At 63.8% G+C, this 16,626-nt stretch carries 12 protein-coding genes; 3 read left to right on the top strand and 9 right to left on the bottom strand.

What is annotated here, in order from left to right; all coding sequences use genetic code 11:
- Position 1: 1 nt before the first annotated feature.
- From ACTEK7_RS22900 to ACTEK7_RS22875, 6 genes are all read right to left on the bottom strand, one after another.
- Positions 2 to 1,234, bottom strand: a complete 1,233-nt coding sequence (locus ACTEK7_RS22900; RefSeq protein WP_036026676.1) for an ABC transporter substrate-binding protein — start codon at positions 1,232 to 1,234, stop codon at positions 2 to 4.
- Positions 1,235 to 1,264: 30 nt separating this feature from the next.
- Complete coding sequence (locus tag ACTEK7_RS22895) at positions 1,265 to 1,972, bottom strand: ABC transporter ATP-binding protein (RefSeq protein WP_036011537.1); 708 nt, start codon at positions 1,970 to 1,972, stop codon at positions 1,265 to 1,267.
- Positions 1,959 to 3,731: a branched-chain amino acid ABC transporter ATP-binding protein/permease gene (locus tag ACTEK7_RS22890; RefSeq protein ID WP_225147729.1), complete on the bottom strand. Its 1,773-nt coding sequence runs from the start codon at positions 3,729 to 3,731 to the stop codon at positions 1,959 to 1,961. The genes ACTEK7_RS22895 and ACTEK7_RS22890 overlap by 14 nt, the downstream gene beginning before the upstream one ends.
- 2 nt (positions 3,732 to 3,733) lie before the next feature.
- On the bottom strand, positions 3,734 to 4,669 hold the full coding sequence (locus ACTEK7_RS22885) for a branched-chain amino acid ABC transporter permease (RefSeq protein ID WP_036011532.1): 936 nt from the start codon (positions 4,667 to 4,669) through the stop codon (positions 3,734 to 3,736).
- A gap of 79 nt (positions 4,670 to 4,748) precedes the next feature.
- Positions 4,749 to 6,143 carry an MmgE/PrpD family protein gene (locus ACTEK7_RS22880; protein ID WP_225147728.1) on the bottom strand — a complete coding sequence of 465 codons (1,395 nt, stop codon included), beginning with the start codon at positions 6,141 to 6,143 and terminating at the stop codon, positions 4,749 to 4,751.
- 30 nt (positions 6,144 to 6,173) lie between these two features.
- Positions 6,174 to 7,094: an NAD(P)-dependent oxidoreductase gene (locus ACTEK7_RS22875; RefSeq protein ID WP_345944109.1), complete on the bottom strand. Its 921-nt coding sequence runs from the start codon at positions 7,092 to 7,094 to the stop codon at positions 6,174 to 6,176.
- A gap of 219 nt (positions 7,095 to 7,313) precedes the next feature.
- Between ACTEK7_RS22875 and ACTEK7_RS22870 the strand changes: the two genes are divergently transcribed.
- From ACTEK7_RS22870 to ACTEK7_RS22860, 3 genes are read left to right on the top strand one after another with little or no spacing between them, the layout of a single operon-like run.
- Positions 7,314 to 8,666, top strand: a complete 1,353-nt coding sequence (locus ACTEK7_RS22870) for an MmgE/PrpD family protein (protein ID WP_225147726.1) — start codon at positions 7,314 to 7,316, stop codon at positions 8,664 to 8,666.
- Positions 8,667 to 8,694: 28 nt separating this feature from the next.
- A complete protein-coding gene (locus tag ACTEK7_RS22865) occupies positions 8,695 to 9,084 on the top strand; it encodes a carboxymuconolactone decarboxylase family protein (protein ID WP_036011521.1) in 390 nt (129 codons plus the stop codon).
- A gap of 8 nt (positions 9,085 to 9,092) precedes the next feature.
- Positions 9,093 to 9,902 carry an N-acyl homoserine lactonase family protein gene (locus ACTEK7_RS22860; RefSeq protein ID WP_225112288.1) on the top strand — a complete coding sequence of 270 codons (810 nt, stop codon included), beginning with the start codon at positions 9,093 to 9,095 and terminating at the stop codon, positions 9,900 to 9,902.
- 454 nt (positions 9,903 to 10,356) lie between these two features.
- Here the strand turns inward: ACTEK7_RS22860 and ACTEK7_RS22855 are convergent, their stop codons facing one another.
- The 3 genes from ACTEK7_RS22855 to ACTEK7_RS22845 form a co-directional block, all read right to left on the bottom strand.
- On the bottom strand, positions 10,357 to 11,697 hold the full coding sequence (locus ACTEK7_RS22855) for a metal-dependent hydrolase family protein (protein WP_225147725.1): 1,341 nt from the start codon (positions 11,695 to 11,697) through the stop codon (positions 10,357 to 10,359).
- A 539-nt stretch (positions 11,698 to 12,236) separates the two neighbouring features.
- Positions 12,237 to 15,356 carry an efflux RND transporter permease subunit gene (locus tag ACTEK7_RS22850; protein ID WP_225147724.1) on the bottom strand — a complete coding sequence of 1,040 codons (3,120 nt, stop codon included), beginning with the start codon at positions 15,354 to 15,356 and terminating at the stop codon, positions 12,237 to 12,239.
- A complete protein-coding gene (locus tag ACTEK7_RS22845; RefSeq protein WP_225147723.1) occupies positions 15,353 to 16,594 on the bottom strand; it encodes an efflux RND transporter periplasmic adaptor subunit in 1,242 nt (413 codons plus the stop codon). Before ACTEK7_RS22845 ends, ACTEK7_RS22850 begins: the two co-directional genes overlap by 4 nt.
- Positions 16,595 to 16,626: the final 32 nt, after the last annotated feature.

Below are 16,626 nucleotides of genomic sequence, written 5' to 3'. Positions count from 1 at the left end.
GCTATTTCTTCGGCCAGAACGGCTGCGCCTGCGCGAGCTCGGGCGGATAGACGGTGACTGGCACGCCCGATTGCCATTGCACGATGACGACGCCAGCGCCGACCCTGCGGCCCTTCTCGTCGAACTTGAGCTGTCCGCCGGGATAGTATTTCGATGGTCCGGCATCCATGGTGCGGAAGGCCTGCGCGACCGCATTGCGGTCGGCCTTACCGGCCTTTTCCAACGCTTCCTTCATCAGCCACATGTCGCCATAGGTCGAGATGACGTTCTGCGTCATCCAGGGCTCCTTGTATTTCGCCTTGAGCTCGGCGATCAGCGCCTCGTGACCTTTCGAGCCCCAATTGGCGACGATGGTCATGATGCCCTGCACTGTCTCCGGGCTCACGCTCTGGAGCATGTCCGGCTCGGCGATGGTGATGCTGAAGGACACGGTCGGGATCTTGCCCTGGCCAAGGCCGAACTCGCTGATCTTCTCGAGCCCCAGCTTGGCGTCCGACACCGCATTCGGCATGAACAGCAGCAGATCGGGCTTGGCCGAGCGGACTTTCTGGATCAGCGGCGTCGCATCCGACAGCGGCGGGGTCCAGACTTCCTCGACGACGAGCTGGAGGCCTTCCTGTGCGAACAGCTTCTCCTTCAGAGCCTTGGCCGTGGCAACCGAAGTCGCGGTGTTGTCCATCAACATCGCGACCGTCTTCGGCTTCTTGCCCGAGGCGTTCTCCGCGAGCTTCATCAGAGTCGGCAAGCCGAGCTCGGACTGGCGGCTCGCGGTCGCGGCGGTCTGGAAGATGTATTTGAAACCGCGGTCGGTCAGAAGGTCCGAATAGGACAGCGTCAGCACCGGCAGCTCGGCACGCTCGGTCACCTCGGTGACCGCCAGCGTGAAGGACGACAGATAGGCGCCGGTGGCCGCGACGAGATCCGGCTCCTGCGCCACCATGCGTTGCGCCGCGTTCTTGGCCTTCTCGGTGGTGTCGCCGCAATCGATCACGACGAGCTTCAGCTTGGCGCCGCCGAGCGCCTTGATGCCGCCCTGCGCGTTGATGTGCTCGATACCCATCTCGGCGCCCATCTTCATCACCTGGCCGGGGCGGGTGTAGATGCCCGACAGCGGCACGATCAGCCCGACCTTGATCTCGGCCGGTGTCTGCGCGCGTGCCACGCCGGCAAGGCCCACGGCGGCGGCGCCGGACAGCACGGTCCGTCGCGAGAGTCCCTCCGATGTCTTGTTCATTTTGTTTGCTCCCTGGTCTTTTTATGGTTGTCACATGCCGAGATAGGCCTTGCGCACGCGGTCGTCGGCGCGCAGCGTGTCGTTGTTGCCTTCGAGCACGACATGGCCGGCTTCGAGGACGTAGCCGTGGTCCGCGGATTCCAGCGCTTCCGCCACGCGCTGCTCGACCAGCAGCATGGTCAGCCCGGACTGGCGGCGAATCTCGATCAGCCGATCGAAGATGAAGTCGGCGGTTGAGGGCGCCAGCCCCATCGAGGGTTCGTCCAGCATCAAGAGTTTCGGCGAGGAGGCGAGGCCGCGGCCGATCGCGAGCATCTGCTGCTGGCCGCCTGACATCGTGCCCGCGAACTGGCTGCGACGCTCCTTCAGCACCGGAAGCCATTCGAAGATGCGCTCGATGTTGCTCTGCCAGTCGCGTCGACCGCTCTCCGTCATCGCACCCATCTCCAGATTCTCCATCACGGTCAGTGACGGGAAGACTTGGCGGCCCTCGGGGACGTGGGCGATGCCGAGATGGGCGCGCTGTGGCGGCGGCACTGCGAGGAGGTCGACGCCGTCGAAGGTGATGGCCCCGCCGCTCGGCTTGACGATGCCGGAGATGGTCTTGAACAGCGTGGTCTTGCCGGCGCCGTTTGGCCCGACGATGGCGACGAACTGGCCGGCGCCGACATTGATCGAGATGTCGTTCAGCACGGGTTTGGCGGAATAGCCCGCGCTCAATCCCTCAATTCGCAGCATGGCCCACCCATTTCTTGCCGAGATAGGCCTCGATCACCCGGTTGTCGCGCGTCACCACTTCCGGCAGGCCTTCGGTGATGACGGCGCCGTGGTCGAGTACGACGAACCTGTCGACCAGCCGGACCATCGCCTGCATCGTGTGCTCGATGATCGCGATGGTCATGCCGTCGCGCGCGAGCTGCTGGATCACGGCGACGACCTCGTCCGCCTCGCCGTGGCCGAGGCCCGCGAGGGTCTCGTCGAGCAGCAGGATGCGTGGCTGGCCGGCGATCGCGCGGGCAAGCTCCATCAGCCGCAGCTCCTTGGTCGAAAGCTCGCCGGCGACACGGTCGGCGACGGCAGAGAGCCCGACACGGGCAACTGCATCGGCGGCAAGCTTGCGGGCTTCGTCGTCGGACCGCGCGCGCACATAGGCACCGACCACGACATTGTCGAGGATCGACATGCGCAGGAATGGTCGCATCACCTGGAAGGTGCGGCCGATGCCGGCCTCGCAGATCACGTGCGGCCGTTGGCCGGACATGTTGCGGCCATCGATCAAGACCTCGCCCTCGCTCGGTTTCAGGAAGCCGTTGAGGAGATTGAACAGCGTGGTCTTGCCGGCGCCATTGGGGCCGATGATGCCGAGGATCTCGTTCTGGTGCAGCTTGAAGCTGACATCCTGCACGGCCTTGAGGCCGCCGAAGGACCGCGACAGGTTCTTGACTTCGAGCATGACTTCCCCGGTGGCAGCCCGCTGTCGCGGTGCGGGCTTCAGCGTGGTGACGTTGGCAGCCGATGTTTCGGGCAGGTCGGAGGCAGGCGCCTTAGGCGCGATCCGTTTGCGCAGGAGATCGCGCAGCTTCCAGAACAGGCCTTCCGGGGCCAGCAGGATGACGCAGACGATGGCGAAGCCGAAGATCACGCCCTGGATGCCGGGGAAGCGCGCGCCGGCTTCGGCATGCAGTATCTCGGCGAGCGGGATCAGGATCACCGAGCCGATCACCGGCCCCCAGACCGTGCCGACGCCGCCGAACATCGCGACCGTCAGCGCCTGGGCCGACACCAGCATGCCGAACACCGATTGCGGCGTCACGACCAACAACACCTGCGCGTAAAAGCCGCCGATCGCCGCGGCAATGGCCCCGCTAAGCGTGATCGTGCGCAGCTTCCAGGCGAGCGTATTGATCCCGGCTGCCTCGGCGGCGGCCTCGTTCTGCTTGATTGCGAGCAGTGCCATGCCGAAGCGGGAGCGCTCGATGAATTGCGTCAGCACGATGGTGGCAAGCATGATTGCGAGTCCCAGCAGCGTGTAGATGCGCGGATCGGCGAATTGCATGTAGGCGACCGGCGCGTCGCGCTTGATCGGAAGCGTCACCTCCTGGAAGCCGAGCCACTCGAACACGTAGAGGATGGCAAGCGGGTAGGCGAGCATCGCCAGGGCGAAATAGTGGCCCTGGAGGCGGAAGGTGGGAAATCCGATCAGCAGCCCGGCGATGCCGCCGAGCACGGCGGCGATGGGGATCAGCAGCCAGGGCGATATGTCGAAATAGATCTGGCCAAGCGCGGTGGCATAGGCGCCAATGCCGAAGAAGGCGGCATGGCCGAACGAGATCAGTCCGGTGTAGCCGCTAAGCAGGTTCCAGGACAGGCCGAACACCGCCCACACCGGCACCAGCGTCAGGATCAGCTGGTAATAGGAATTGGTGACGCCGAGCGACAGCGCGGCATAGGCGATGGTGAAGAGCAGGGGAGGAAGAAAGGAGCGTATCCGGAGCATGATCACGTCCTCTCCACCATCCGTCCGAAGAAGCCTTGCGGTCGAAAGAAGATGATGAGGAGGAAGACGGCGAAGATCGCGGCGTTCTGCAGTTGCGTCGGCAGGATCAGCGTCGACATCTGCTGCACGAGCCCGATCGTCATGCCGCCCCAGAACGCGCCGATGATGCTGCCCATGCCGCCGAGCACGACGCCCGCATACATGACGATGACGTATTCGAGGCCGACGAACGGGTGGAACGGATAGTTCGTAGCGAGGAGGCCGCCGGCGATCGCCGTGATGCCGCAGCCGAGCGCGAAGGCGGTTCGGTGCGCGCGGTCGACGTCGATGCCCATATAGGTCGCGGCGGTCGGATTATCGGCAGCGGCGCGGAGCGATTTGCCGATCCGCGTGCGCGTGATCAGCAGCGAAAGCAGGATCATCATGATCAGCGAAACGATCATGTCGATGCTGCGGGCCTTGTTGAGAAAGATGCTCATGTCGAAGAAGGGGCCGAGCTCCCAGGCCGAGCTCGACAGCGGCGTGCGGATCGAGGCCAGCACCGAGCCGAACACGATGAGGCCGCCGTTCTGCAGGATCAGCGCGATGCCGAGCGTGAGGATCAGCTGGGCGTAGTGTCCCTCGCCTTCGAGCGAGGCGGTGCGCGTCCCCGAGACGTGCGAGATCAGTGCCCGGTGGACGAAGTAGCCGAATACGGCAAGCACCGGGCCGGCCAGCAGGATGGAGACGAACGGTCCGACGGCATTGCCGAAGAACGACTGAACGCCGGCGGCGGTGAACAGATAGAAGGCAGTGTACATGCCGAGCATCATGAAATCGCCATGGGCGAAGTTGATGACGCGCATGACGCCGAAGATCAGGCCGAGCCCGACGCACATCAGGCCGTAGACGGCGCCGATCAGAAGGCCCGCGGCGAGCGCTTGCAGAAATCCTTCCATCAGCTTCGCCTCCGCGCGGCTGACGAACCTAAGCGGGTCTCGAAGTCGACCATGTTTCCCCCGTACTCTCCGGCACTTCTTATGATGCCGATCGTAAAACCCGTTCCGCCGTGTCCAGGCGGCATAGTGCTGCGATATCGCCGGCGTTGCCGAGCCGTTCGCAGCTCTCGATGAGTTGCTCCAACCGGCACGCGCGGTCCTCACCGAGGACTCCCTGAGCGGCCGTGCGAAAGCGCGTGCGAATATCTGAAGGCGTTGCGGCGATGACGTCGGGTAGCGCGTGCCGGATCGTCCGGCCGCTCTGCAGATGCACGGTCACATCCGCGCCCTGCTTGTCGGGGAACGCGGTGGTGAAGCCGACATCCGGCTCAAGCTTCGTGATCGCAACCAGGCGGATGATATCGACATCATCGAGTTCGGCGTAGTTGCCTTCCTCGATCTCGCCCCTCACGAGGGTGGCCGCGACGCTGAAGGGAATGCTCATCTTGGCCTGGAGCGCGTTCCGATACGGGCCGGTGGAGGCGCACCCAGGATAGCGCACGGCGGCATCGGGAGCGCGAACGACGACGCGGTCGATCTCCTCGGTGCCGGCGAGTTCGTGCGAGACGCGAAGGGCCGCTTGCGCGGCGGTCTGCGCGAAATTGCAGGCCGGGACCGGCTTGTTGTAGACCGCCATGATCTCGCATTCGCCATTCGGGAACAGCGCGATGCTGTCGGGCGCGGCCCGGCGACCATAGGCGGCGAACAGGCCCGCTTCGCCTTCGAGGATCGTTTCGGAGCCGAAAGCGCCGGCTGCGGCGAGGCCGATTGCCTTGATCGCATTGCTGGCGGCGAAGCCCGGATGAAAATACATGTCGGAGCCGCCTGCATGCGGCCACTCGTTGAGACCGCTGGACGTGTTGGCTGCGATCGCGATGGCGCTGGTCGCTGCGTCTTCGGACAGGTTGAGCGCGAAACTTCCGGCGAGCGCCGCGCCCAGAGGGGCCACGAGGCCGGTCGGACGATAGAGCCGGGCGAGATCGGAGGTCAGCAACGCGCGGCCGATCCGCGCGCCGGTCTCATAGCCGATTATCGCGGCTGCGAGCAGCCTTGAGCCGTGCAGCTGCGACTGTTCAGACAGCGCGAGCAATGTGGGCCAGATCACCACGCCGTGGTGCGCAATGCTGGCGGCATGCATGTCTTCCCGCACGAGTCCGTGCCCCATCACGGCATTGGCGAAGGCGGCATCGGCCGGCAAGGAGAGTCGCGACATTCCGACGATGGTTGCGCTGCCGCCACCTTGTGCGATCGCGATTGCCTGACGACTCCAGGGATGATGGCCCGCCTCGAAGGCGCAGGACAGGAAGTCGAGCAGGCAGAGCTTGGCCTTGGCGACCACTTCAGGCCCGAAATCTCCGAGATCAACGGCAAGTGCGCTCCGCGCCATCTGGCGCGCGAGCGATACCTTGCCTGATCCGGTCGGGCTGTTCGTCATCGCAAGTGTTTCTCCCAAAGGCTCTTGCGCTCAGCCGCGCATCTCGACCCCGGCCCACTCCTCGAGCACCTTGGCGATCGAGGTGAAATCGGATGACGGGCCGTATTTGGCGTTGGTGATCGCCAGCATCTGCCGTACCACTGCGCCGCAGACCATCGGCACGCCCATGGCCTCGGCCTCGTCCACGCAGAGACGGACGTCCTTGTAGGAAAGGCCGGTGGCGAATCCGAAATCGAACGTGCCCGGCAGCACCGAACGGGGAAATTTGTCTTCGGAGGCGCTGTTGCGGCCGCTGCTGGCGTTGATGATATCGATCAGCACCTTGGCGTTGACGCCGCCCTTGACGCCCATGGCGACCGCTTCCGACGTGATCACCAGCGCCGCCGCCGCCATCAGATTGTTGGCTAGCTTGGCGGTCTGCGCCACGCCGGGCTTGTCGCCGGTGTAGAACAGCTTGCCGAAATTCTTCAGGATCGGCTGCACGATGTCGTAAGTCGCTTGCGGGCACGATACCATAACGGCGAGCGTGCCGTTCACGGCGCCCTTGATGCCGCCGCTGACGGGCGCATCGACCAGCGTCATGCCTTTGGCTTTCAGCCCTTCCGCAACGAGCTTCGCCGCGCCGGGACCAGAGGTCGAGAGATCAACGACGATCTTGGCGCGGTTGCCGCTGCTGATGCCGTCCTCGCCGAGAGTGACGGCCTTGACGATGTCGGGCGTCGGCAGACTGGCGAGCACGATGTCGGCGCGCGAGGCGACGTCGGCCGGCGACTTGCCGACCAAGGCGCCGCGCTTGACCAGCGGCTGCGTCGCGTCGGTCTGCGTGTCGTAGACGACGAGCGAATAGCCCGCGTCCATCAACCGCCCCGCCATGGGGCCGCCCATGCGGCCCGTTCCGATCACACCGAGCGTCTCTCCCGCCATCGTTAACTCCCTGTCGCGCGATCCCACGCGGGGCGCGCCGTCTTGATCTTGTCGTTGTCAGTTCGCCGGCCGGCCCTGACGACGCCGTCGTTGCGGCGGCGGGTTCCCGTGCCAGCGTGCCGGATTGTTATGATTGTCAGACAAGCTGTCAAGCATAACATTTGGGGTCGACAGTTTGCCGCGGATCGGCATAAGGTCCGAAAAACGAGGAAGACGCCCCGCGTGCCGCAAGACCCAATTCCCAGCGTGAGCAGGACGCTCGCCGATTTCGTCGCGGCGACATCGTGGGCGGACGTGGAGGCGCAGAGCGGCGAGGCGCGACGCTCGATACTGAATTTCTTCGCCACGGCACTCGGCTCCGCACGCGATCCGGTGGTGATGGCGGCGATGCGAACCCTGTCGCCGTTCAGCGGCGCCGCGACCGCGACGGTCATCGGTCATTCGCAGCCGATGGACGCGATGTGCGCATCGTTTCTCAACGCCATCTCGGCCAACCTGCTCGATTTCGACGACACCCATCCCGAGACGATCATTCATCCGGCGGCACCGGTCGCAGCTCCAGTCCTCGCACTCGCGGAGACGCATAAATTGTCTGGACGCGAATTGTTGACGGCGTTCATCCTCGGTGTGGACGTCGAATGCCGCATCGGCGCCGCCGTTTCGCCGCGCCATTATGCGCGCGGCTGGCACATCACTTCGACCTGCGGGATCTTTGGCGCCGCGGCGGCTTGCGCCAAACTAATGGGTCTGCCCGCGGAGGGCATTGCGAATGCGATCGGGCTCGCGGCGAGCCAGTCGGCAGGCAATGTCGAGAACCTGCCCAGTGCCGCGAAGAATGTCAGCGTCGGCAACGCGGCGCGCAACGGTTTGTTTGCGGCGCTGCTTGCAGAGCAGGGTTATGAGGCGGCCCCCCACGCCATTGAAGGCCCGCTTGGTTGGGCACGCACCATGGGTGACGAGCCGGATATTGCCCGCTTGCTTGATGGTCTCGGCAAGACCTTTGAGATCGCCAAGAACACCTACAAGCCCTACCCCGCCGGCATCGTTTTTCATGCGGTCATTGATGCCTGCCTTCAGTTGCGAGAGCAGATCGGTCGGCGATTCGACCAGATTGACACCGTGACCGTTCAAGGCTCGACGCTGCTGCTTGCGCGCGGCGACCGCCCCGTCAACAACGAGCGCGATGCGCGCGTCAGCATCCATCATTGCGTGGCGTGCGGATTGCTGCTCGGCAGAGCCGGCGTCGCCGAGTTTGCACGCGAGACGGTCGTCCGGCCCGATATTGTGCAGCTGCGGCAGAAGGTGAGGGCGGAGTGGGATGACGGGATGCCGGATGGTGCGGCACGCGTGACCGTGCGCCTGTCGTCCGGCGAGGTTTTCACCGAGACCGTCATCTCGCCGCGCGGCAGCCGGGCAGCGCCGCTTGAAGATCGCGATCTCGAGGCCAAGCTGCGCGAAAGCGTGCGAACGGGCCAGAGCAATTGGGACGCGGACGGTGTCATCGACGCCGTCTGGCGTCTCGATGCGGTGGCTGACGTCGCCGAACTGCTGCGATCGTTGCGGCCGCCCTCGGCGATGCGCCGAACAACTTCCAACTAGACTCTCGCAAGACCTGAAAGGGACGATCATGACCAAGACCGAACTGTTCGAAAAGGGCCTCAAAGTCCGCAAGGAGGTGCTCGGCGAGGACTACGTCAACAAATCGATCGCCGGTGCCGACGAGTTCACGCGCACGATGGCGGAATGGTCCACCGAATTCTGCTGGGGCGCGCTGTGGACGCGGCCCGGCGTCGACCGTCGCACGCGCTCGATCGTCAATTTGGCGATGCTCGGCGCACTGAACCGGCCGCACGAGCTGAAGCTGCACGTGAAGGGCGCGTTGAAGAACGGGCTGACCAAGGAGGAGATCAAGGAGATCCTGCTCCAGGTCGCGGTCTATTGCGGCGTGCCCGCCGGCATCGACGCTTTCCGCAATGCGCGCGAGGCCTTCAACGAGGTCGACGCGGCCGGCTCCTGAGCAAATCCATGGCTGACCCGATCTACGAACTCTTCGCCATCCGCTACGCAACGCGGGATGCGCAGCGGAGCGACCACTTCATCGGCGGTGATCCGCATGACGGACCGATGCCGATGGACTATTTCATGTGGCTGGCGCGGGGAGGTGGGCGCACCTTCGTCATCGATACCGGGTTCAACGCCGAAATTGCGGAGCAGCGCAGGCGGACATTCCTGCGCTGCCCGGTGGAGGCTCTTGGGGCGTTCGATATCGAGCCGGCCGAAATCGAGGACGTGATCCTCACGCATCTGCACTACGACCATGCCGGCAATTTCGACCGCTTTCCGAACGCACGATTTCATCTCCAGGAGCGCGAGCTTGCCTACGCCACCGGCCGCTACATGCAATATCCGAGGTTGTCGCATTCTTTCGAGGTCGAGGACGTCTGCGGCATCGTGCGGCTGAACTATGCGCGCCGAGTCCTGTTCTACGATGGCGATGCTGAGATCGCTCCCGGGCTAACGGTCCATGCGGCGGGCGGACATTCCGCCGGGCTTCAATTCGTCCGGGTCAACACGCGCCGCGGTCCGGTCGTGCTCGCTTCCGACGTCAGTCATTTCTACGAAAACCTGACCAGCGAGCGTCCTTTTACGACGGCGTTTCATGTCGGCGACATGCTGGCGGGGTTCGACAAACTGCGCGCCGCAGCGCCGGATGCGGACCACATCGTTCCAGGTCACGATCCGCTCGTCATGATGCATTATCCAGCGCCGACCCCGGATCTGGACGGGATCGCGGTCCGCTTGGACGTGGCGCCGTCCGGGCCTGCTCACTCCTAGGGCGGCGAGAGGACCACGCACCGCATCCTTGTCGAGCTTCCGCATCTTCAACTCTGGCACGATCTGCGGCCGATCGGAGACGGCTGACTATCCTGCCAGAAAGCCGCCATCGATGGCGACGACGGTGCCCGTTGCATATTGCGACGCCGGCATGCAGAGGAACGCAACCGCGCAGCATCTAGATCATGATGCGGTCAGGTTGGAGGCGCCAAGCGGATTGGAACGAAAGGTCTTCGCCAAGCATCGCTACATCGGCTCGATGCCGATCTTCTTGATGATCCCGGCGCACTTCGTGGACTCGGAGATCATGAAGTCGGTCAGGCCCTTGGAGTCGATCAATCTCGGCTTACCCAAGCGAAAGGTCTGCGCTGGTTGTTGAAATATCCGGTTTGATGTCCGTCAGGCAGGGTGATAGGCCATCACTATCGGTCACAGGCGCAGCCGTGAGAATAGGTCACTTGGGATTGGTGTCTTTGTAGATGATCCCGTCCTTCATGATGACGACAAGCCTATTTGCAGGGTCCTCGATAAGGCGAATGTCTTCCAGCGGATTGCCATCGACGAGCAGGAGATCGGCCAATGCGCCTTCCTCGACCACTCCGATCCTGCCGGGATAAGGATTCCGCGCACCGGAAAGCGCGAGCAGCTCTCCATTGGTTGAGGTCGCCATCGTCAGCGCTTCCGCCGGCGTGAACCACCGCGTGAGGTCTACGATGCCCTGACCCTGATGCTCGGCCAGTGGCTTCGAGAAGAGGATATCTGTTCCAAAGGCAGTCTTGATCCCAAACTTCTTGACGAACCCGTACACGGTGTCCGTTCCCGCAACAACCTGGCGCATCTGCGCCTGTTGGGCGGGGGGGAGCATGGCTGCGCCGCCGAGGTCTACGAACGGCTGAGTGCTCAGCCAGATTTGCTTTTCGGCGATGAGGCGTGCAGTCGGTTCATCCATGAGATGACCATGTTCGATCACTTTGACGCCCGCGGCGATGGAACGTCGAATTGCGCTCGGTGTATATGCGTGTGTTGCAACATACGTCCCCCAATCGGTGGCGGTTTCGACGGCCGCGCGCAAGTCCGCTTCGCTGAATGTGGTCACATCAAGTGGGCTGAAAGGCGAGGCGACGCCTCCCCCTGCCGTCAGCTTGACCTGGGACGCGCCCTGCATGAGCTGTTCGCGCACGCGCTTGCGGACCTCGTCGGGATCATCCGCGATGATGCTTCCGCCGAGCTGTTCGACGCGGCTTGCTCCGCCCTGACTTTGCGGCAGCTCCCAAAGCTCGCGGAAGTCTCCATGGCCGCCGGAGACCGTGATGACGGCTCCCGATGGATAGATGCGGGGACCCGGGACGAGACCTTCATCGATCGCGCGTTTGAGTGAGAAGGTGGGGCCGCCCATGTCCCTGACTGTCGTGAATCCGCGCATCAGTGTCGCTGTCGCTTCCGCGCTCGCCAGCAGGGTCGTATATCCGAGGTCGCTCGACAGCATCTGCGCGGGTGTTGGACGGACCATCATCGCGTGCCAGTGCATGTCGCTGAGCCCGGGCATCAGCACGCGTCCACCGCCTTGTATGACGCGGGCGTCCACGCGACGATCGGTTGGAATGGGCGCGGTCACGATCCGCTCGATGATGTTTCCGCGGATGACGACATTCGATGGGACGGAAAGCGTCTCGCTCTTCCCGTCAAAGATGCGCACGTTCTCGAAGACGGTGACTGCAATCCGCTCTTGCGGCTCTGCCGGCGTGAGAAAGGTGCACGTCGCAACAATGATCGTGGCACACTCGGCTATCCGCATTTGCAGTGTTCCTTCCTAGCATGTTGTGTTCTCTCGCCAGCGGCGCGGAGCCCGGCAGAAGTTGTCGCGCCGCACACGAGTTCGTTCCGATTCGCTCGACCGACAACCATCGGGCCGTGACCATTTGGCGAGAGCCATCCATCAGAACACTCGTGGCAAGGTCGGGTCCCTATGCTGCTACATTCGACTTGCGCCAGCTTCCGCTTGATGTGAGCTCCGTTGCACCAAAGGACCCGCATAGAAGTACGTCCCGCGGATTGAGCGGGGTCCCCGAGCCTTCCAGTCCGCCAGCTTAGAGACGCCGTCTGTCCCGTACATTAGGGATTCTCTGTACACCGGCGGAGCAGGAATCGGGGTGCCAACTGTGGAAATAGCGCTCTATGAAAGCTCTACCCGGGTAAACTTGGTTCAATTTTCTGCGCAGCTTACTAATAATCTCTCGTAATCCGGCAGCGTACTCCTCAATCATCGAAGTAGCTCATCTAAGCCAGACGACATTCTTTCGTTACGTTCTATGTTTTTGTTAGGATCGGGCATTCTTAGCCGCTTTTGATTGTGCCTTTCGCGCGCTCCCGTATGCGCTGGAAGGTGACGTAGAGCATCGGCACCAGGAAGATCCCGATCGAGCTTGCTGCGAGCATACCAGCGAAGACAGCGGTGCCCACTGCTCTGCGGCTCAGCGCGGCAGCTCCGGTCGCAATGACCAGCGGCAGAAGGCCGAGGATGAACGCAAGTGACGTCATCATGACCGCACGAAAACGCATATAGGCACCCTGAACCGCGGCCTCACAGATCGGGATACCCGCCTCCCGCTGTTCCCTCGCAAACTCGACGATCAGGATGCCGTTCTTGGCGGCAAGAGCGATCAGCACAACGAGGCCGATCTGGCCATAGAGGTCGAGATTGAGGCGCGCAGTCATGATGCCGAGATAAGATCCGAGCACACCGACGACCACCGACAGCAGCACCGGGATCGGGATCACCGTGCTCTCGTAAAGTGCGACCAGGAACAGATAGGCGAACATCACGGCCAGCGCGAGCACGATTCCGGTCTGACCTGCCGCTCCCTGCTCCTGAAAGGCGGTGCCGGTCCAGGCGAAGTCGTAGCCGGACGGCAGCACGGTGTCGGAGATCTGCGCCATCGCGGATAGCGCGGTGCCCGAAGAGGTCCCCGGCGCAGGGCTGCCGTTCACCGTCACGGAACGATGATTGTTGTAGCGAGTGATGACCTGCGGCCCGGTTACGACCATGACGTCGGCCAGCGCCCGCATCGGCACCATCTCGCCGTTGTTGTTGCGCACGTAGATCCGCCAGATATCCGAGACGTGGGCGCGATCGGATGCGTCGCCCTGAACGTTGACCTGCCAGGTGCGTCCGAACAGGTTGAAGTTGTTGACGTAGACGCCGCCGAGCGTCGCCTGCAGCGCCATGAAGATGTCATTGACCGCGACGCCCAGCGCTTGGGCCTTTCGCCGGTCGACGTCGAGATAGAGCGACGGATTGGTCGCGGTGAAGGTCGAGAACACCCGCGTGAGCCGCGAATCGGCGTTGGCGGCGCCGATCAGGGCGTTTGTCACGCTCGAAATCGCGGCTGGGCCCTGTCCTTCCAGAGCTTGAAGCTGGTACTCGAATCCGCCGCCGGTGGAGAGGCCGATGATCGGCGGCAGGTTGAACGGCAGCACATTGGCTTGTCGTACCTGGGCACCGGCTGCGAATGTCCTGGAGATTAGCGCCTGCGCCGAGTCTGCGGCCGCCGTCCGGTCGGAAAATGGCTTGAGCCGCGCCACCACCAGTGCGCTGTTCGATTGGGAGACGCCATCGAGCATTGAAAAGCCGATCACCGCGAGCACGTGATCGACGGCCGGCATCTGTTTCAGGACGTCTTCGATCTCGCGCGTAACCTGGCTGGTGCGCGCGACCGACGCGCCGTCGGGCAGTTGTACGGAGGTGAAGAAGGCGCCCTGGTCCTCCTCCGGCAGGAAGCCGGTCGGAGTTAGCAGTGAGACACCGAAGATGCCGGCGGCGAATACCGCAACCAGCAGCAGCGAGAGGGCGGCCCGGCGCACGAGGTAGCGGACGCCGTTGCCGTAGCGCTCGCGCAACCAGTCGATGCCGCCGAGTACACGGCCGATGATGCCGCGGGGCCGTCTGCCGTGACGCATCAGCAGCGCGCACAGTGCAGGGGATAGCGTCAGGGCGTTCAGCGCCGAAATCAACATTGCGGCGCTGATCGTCACGGCGAACTGACGGAACAACGTGCCCGAAATGCCGGGAATGAACGCGATCGGCACGAAGACCGAGAGCAGCACCAGCGTGATCGCGATGATCGGCGCGGTGATCTGGGTCATGGCTTTCTTGGTGGCCTCGGCTGGAGCCAGGCTTGGTTCCGCCGCCATGACGCGCTCGACATTCTCCACCACGACGATGGCATCGTCGACGACGATGCCGATGGCGAGGACCATCGCGAGCAGCGATACCGTATTGGCCGAATAGCCGAACGCGAGCAGAACTGCGAACGTGCCGATCAGGCTCACCGGTACTGCGATGGCCGGGATCACCGTCGCACGGAGACTACCGAGGAAGATATAGACGACTAGCATCACGAGGACGAAGGCTTCGGCCAGTGTCCGCAAGACCTCCGCGATCGTGTCCCGAACGAAGCTCGTGGAATCGTATTGGACGAGATAGCTCAGTCCAGGCGGAAATCGCATTGACAGCCGTTGCATCGTCTCGGCCACCGCTCGCGCCGTGGTCACCGCGTTCGCTCCCGGCGCAAGGTAGACTGCGATCGGAACGGCGGCGCGCCCGTCGATCCGCGCCTCGCTGTCGACGTTTTGCGCACCGATCTCGACGCGCGCGACGTCTTTCACCAGCAGCGAGGATCCGTCGGGATTGGCGCGTAGCACGATGTTGGCGAATTGATCGGCGCTGGCGAGTCGGCCGAGGGTCTGCACGTTGAATTGGAACTGCTGATCGTCGCTGATCGGCCGCGCGCCGATGCGGCCGACGGCAGCTTGGACGCTCTGCGCGCGGATCGCGGCAATCACGTCCGAGGGGGTCAAGCTGAGGCTGGTGAGCCGCTGCGAATCGAACCAGATTCGCATCGAATAGTTCATCTTTGCGAACAGGTTCGCTTGGCCGACACCCGGCGTGCTCGCGATCGCGTCCAGCGCGTTGATGATGGCGTAGTTGGTGATGAAGAGGGGATCCTGCTGGCCGTCGGCGCTGTAGAGCACGAGGAACTGCAGGATCGACGAGGATCGCTTCTGCACCCTCACGCCTTGCTGCTGCACCTCCGTCGGCAACTGCGACAGGGCGCTCTGCACGCGATTATTGACGTTGACCGTGTTGATGTCGGCATTGGTGCCATGCGCGAACGAAATGGTGAGCGTGTAGCTGCCGTCATTGCCGCTTGTCGATTTCATGTAGAGCGCGCGGTCGACGCCGATCACCTGCGCTTCGAGAGGCTGGGCGACGCTGCTTTCCACGACCTCGGCGGACGCGCCTGGGAAGGTCGCGGAGACGGTCACCTGCGGCGGCACGATATCCGGAAATTGCGCCACGGGAATTTGCGTGAGTGCCAACGCGCCGGCAATGGTGATGAGAAGTGCGATCACTATCGCAAGGCGCGGACGATCGACGAAGACGCCCGATATCATGGAGTGCGGTCCGCGGCGTGGGGCCGGATCGGAGTGCCGCGGCCGCTCCGCGGTGGCGCCTCGCTCGCTGCGCCGTCCATGCTCGACCGCAGGAGTGCGCTTGCTGCATCCGGAGCGACGGTCTGACCCGCGCGAACCCGCTGCAACCCTTCGGCGATCACCTTGTCGCCGGCAGCAAGCCCGCCGATGACGGCGGCAATTGTTGCGGTCGATTGTCCGAGCTGAACGCGCCGCTCCTCTGCCTTATTGTCCTTGCCGACGACGAGAACATAGTCGCCGCGCTGGTCGGACAACACCGCCGCGCGTGGGATCGCAAGTACTTCGATCGGCTGGACGCCTTCGAGCAGAACGGTGACGAACTCGCCGTCGGTCAGCTCGTGCGCGGTCACGCCTGCGGCAGACGGGGCGCGCAAGATCGGGTTGGCAATCTCGCCGCGGACCATGATCGTGTCGGTATTCTGGGCGATGCTGTTGTCGACGAAGTTCAGTCTGCCGGACTGACCGTACATACGGCCGTCCGGCAGCCGCAGCCTGATCGTCACCGCCTCGAGACCGCCTTGTGGGAGGTACCGCTCGCGCAGCTCGAGCCCCTCTCGCAGCGGCACCGGGAACGTGACGTGCATCGGGTCCTGGCTGACGATCGTGGTCAGCACGCCGGAGGAGGGCCCGACGATGTTGCCTTCGGTTAGCGCCGTGCGACCGATCTTGCCGTCGATCGGAGCATTGATGACGGTGTAGTCGAGATTGATTTGCGAGGCCTGGACCTGCGCCTGGGCAGCCTGGACCTGGGCCTGTAAGCTGCGCTGGGTGGCGAGCGCGGCGTCATAGGTCGATTGCTGCCCGGCCGGCCCGCCGAGAAGGGTGCGGGCACGCTCCGTCGTCAGCCTGGCGTTTTCCAGCATCGCCTCGAGTTGCGCCACCTGCGCCTGCTTGGCTGCGAGATCGGCCTCGAATGGGCCGCGCTCCAGCCGATAGAGCTGGTCGCCCTTTTTGATCTCGGCACCCTCGTTGAACAGCCGCTGCTCCAGAGTGGCGGTGACACGGGCCGTCACGTTGACCCGGTTGACCGCCTCAACTCGGCCGAGGAACTCGTTGCTTTCGGTGATCAGCCGGCGCGTTGCCTCCACAACGCCGACGGCAGGCGTGGAAGGCGTCGGCTGGGTCCGGACAGTCCCGCCGATCGAGACCGTAACCAATCCTGCCGCCAGTAATCTGGTCGCGACGTCAGCAAGGTTCATGGTCCGCTCCGTGTTCCAGAGCTCCGAACGCC

It is taken from the genome of Bradyrhizobium sp. JHI2711, assembly GCF_056156565.1.
The sequence above is the reverse complement of the archived record's forward strand: the minus strand, read 5'-3'. Positions and strand labels throughout refer to the sequence as shown.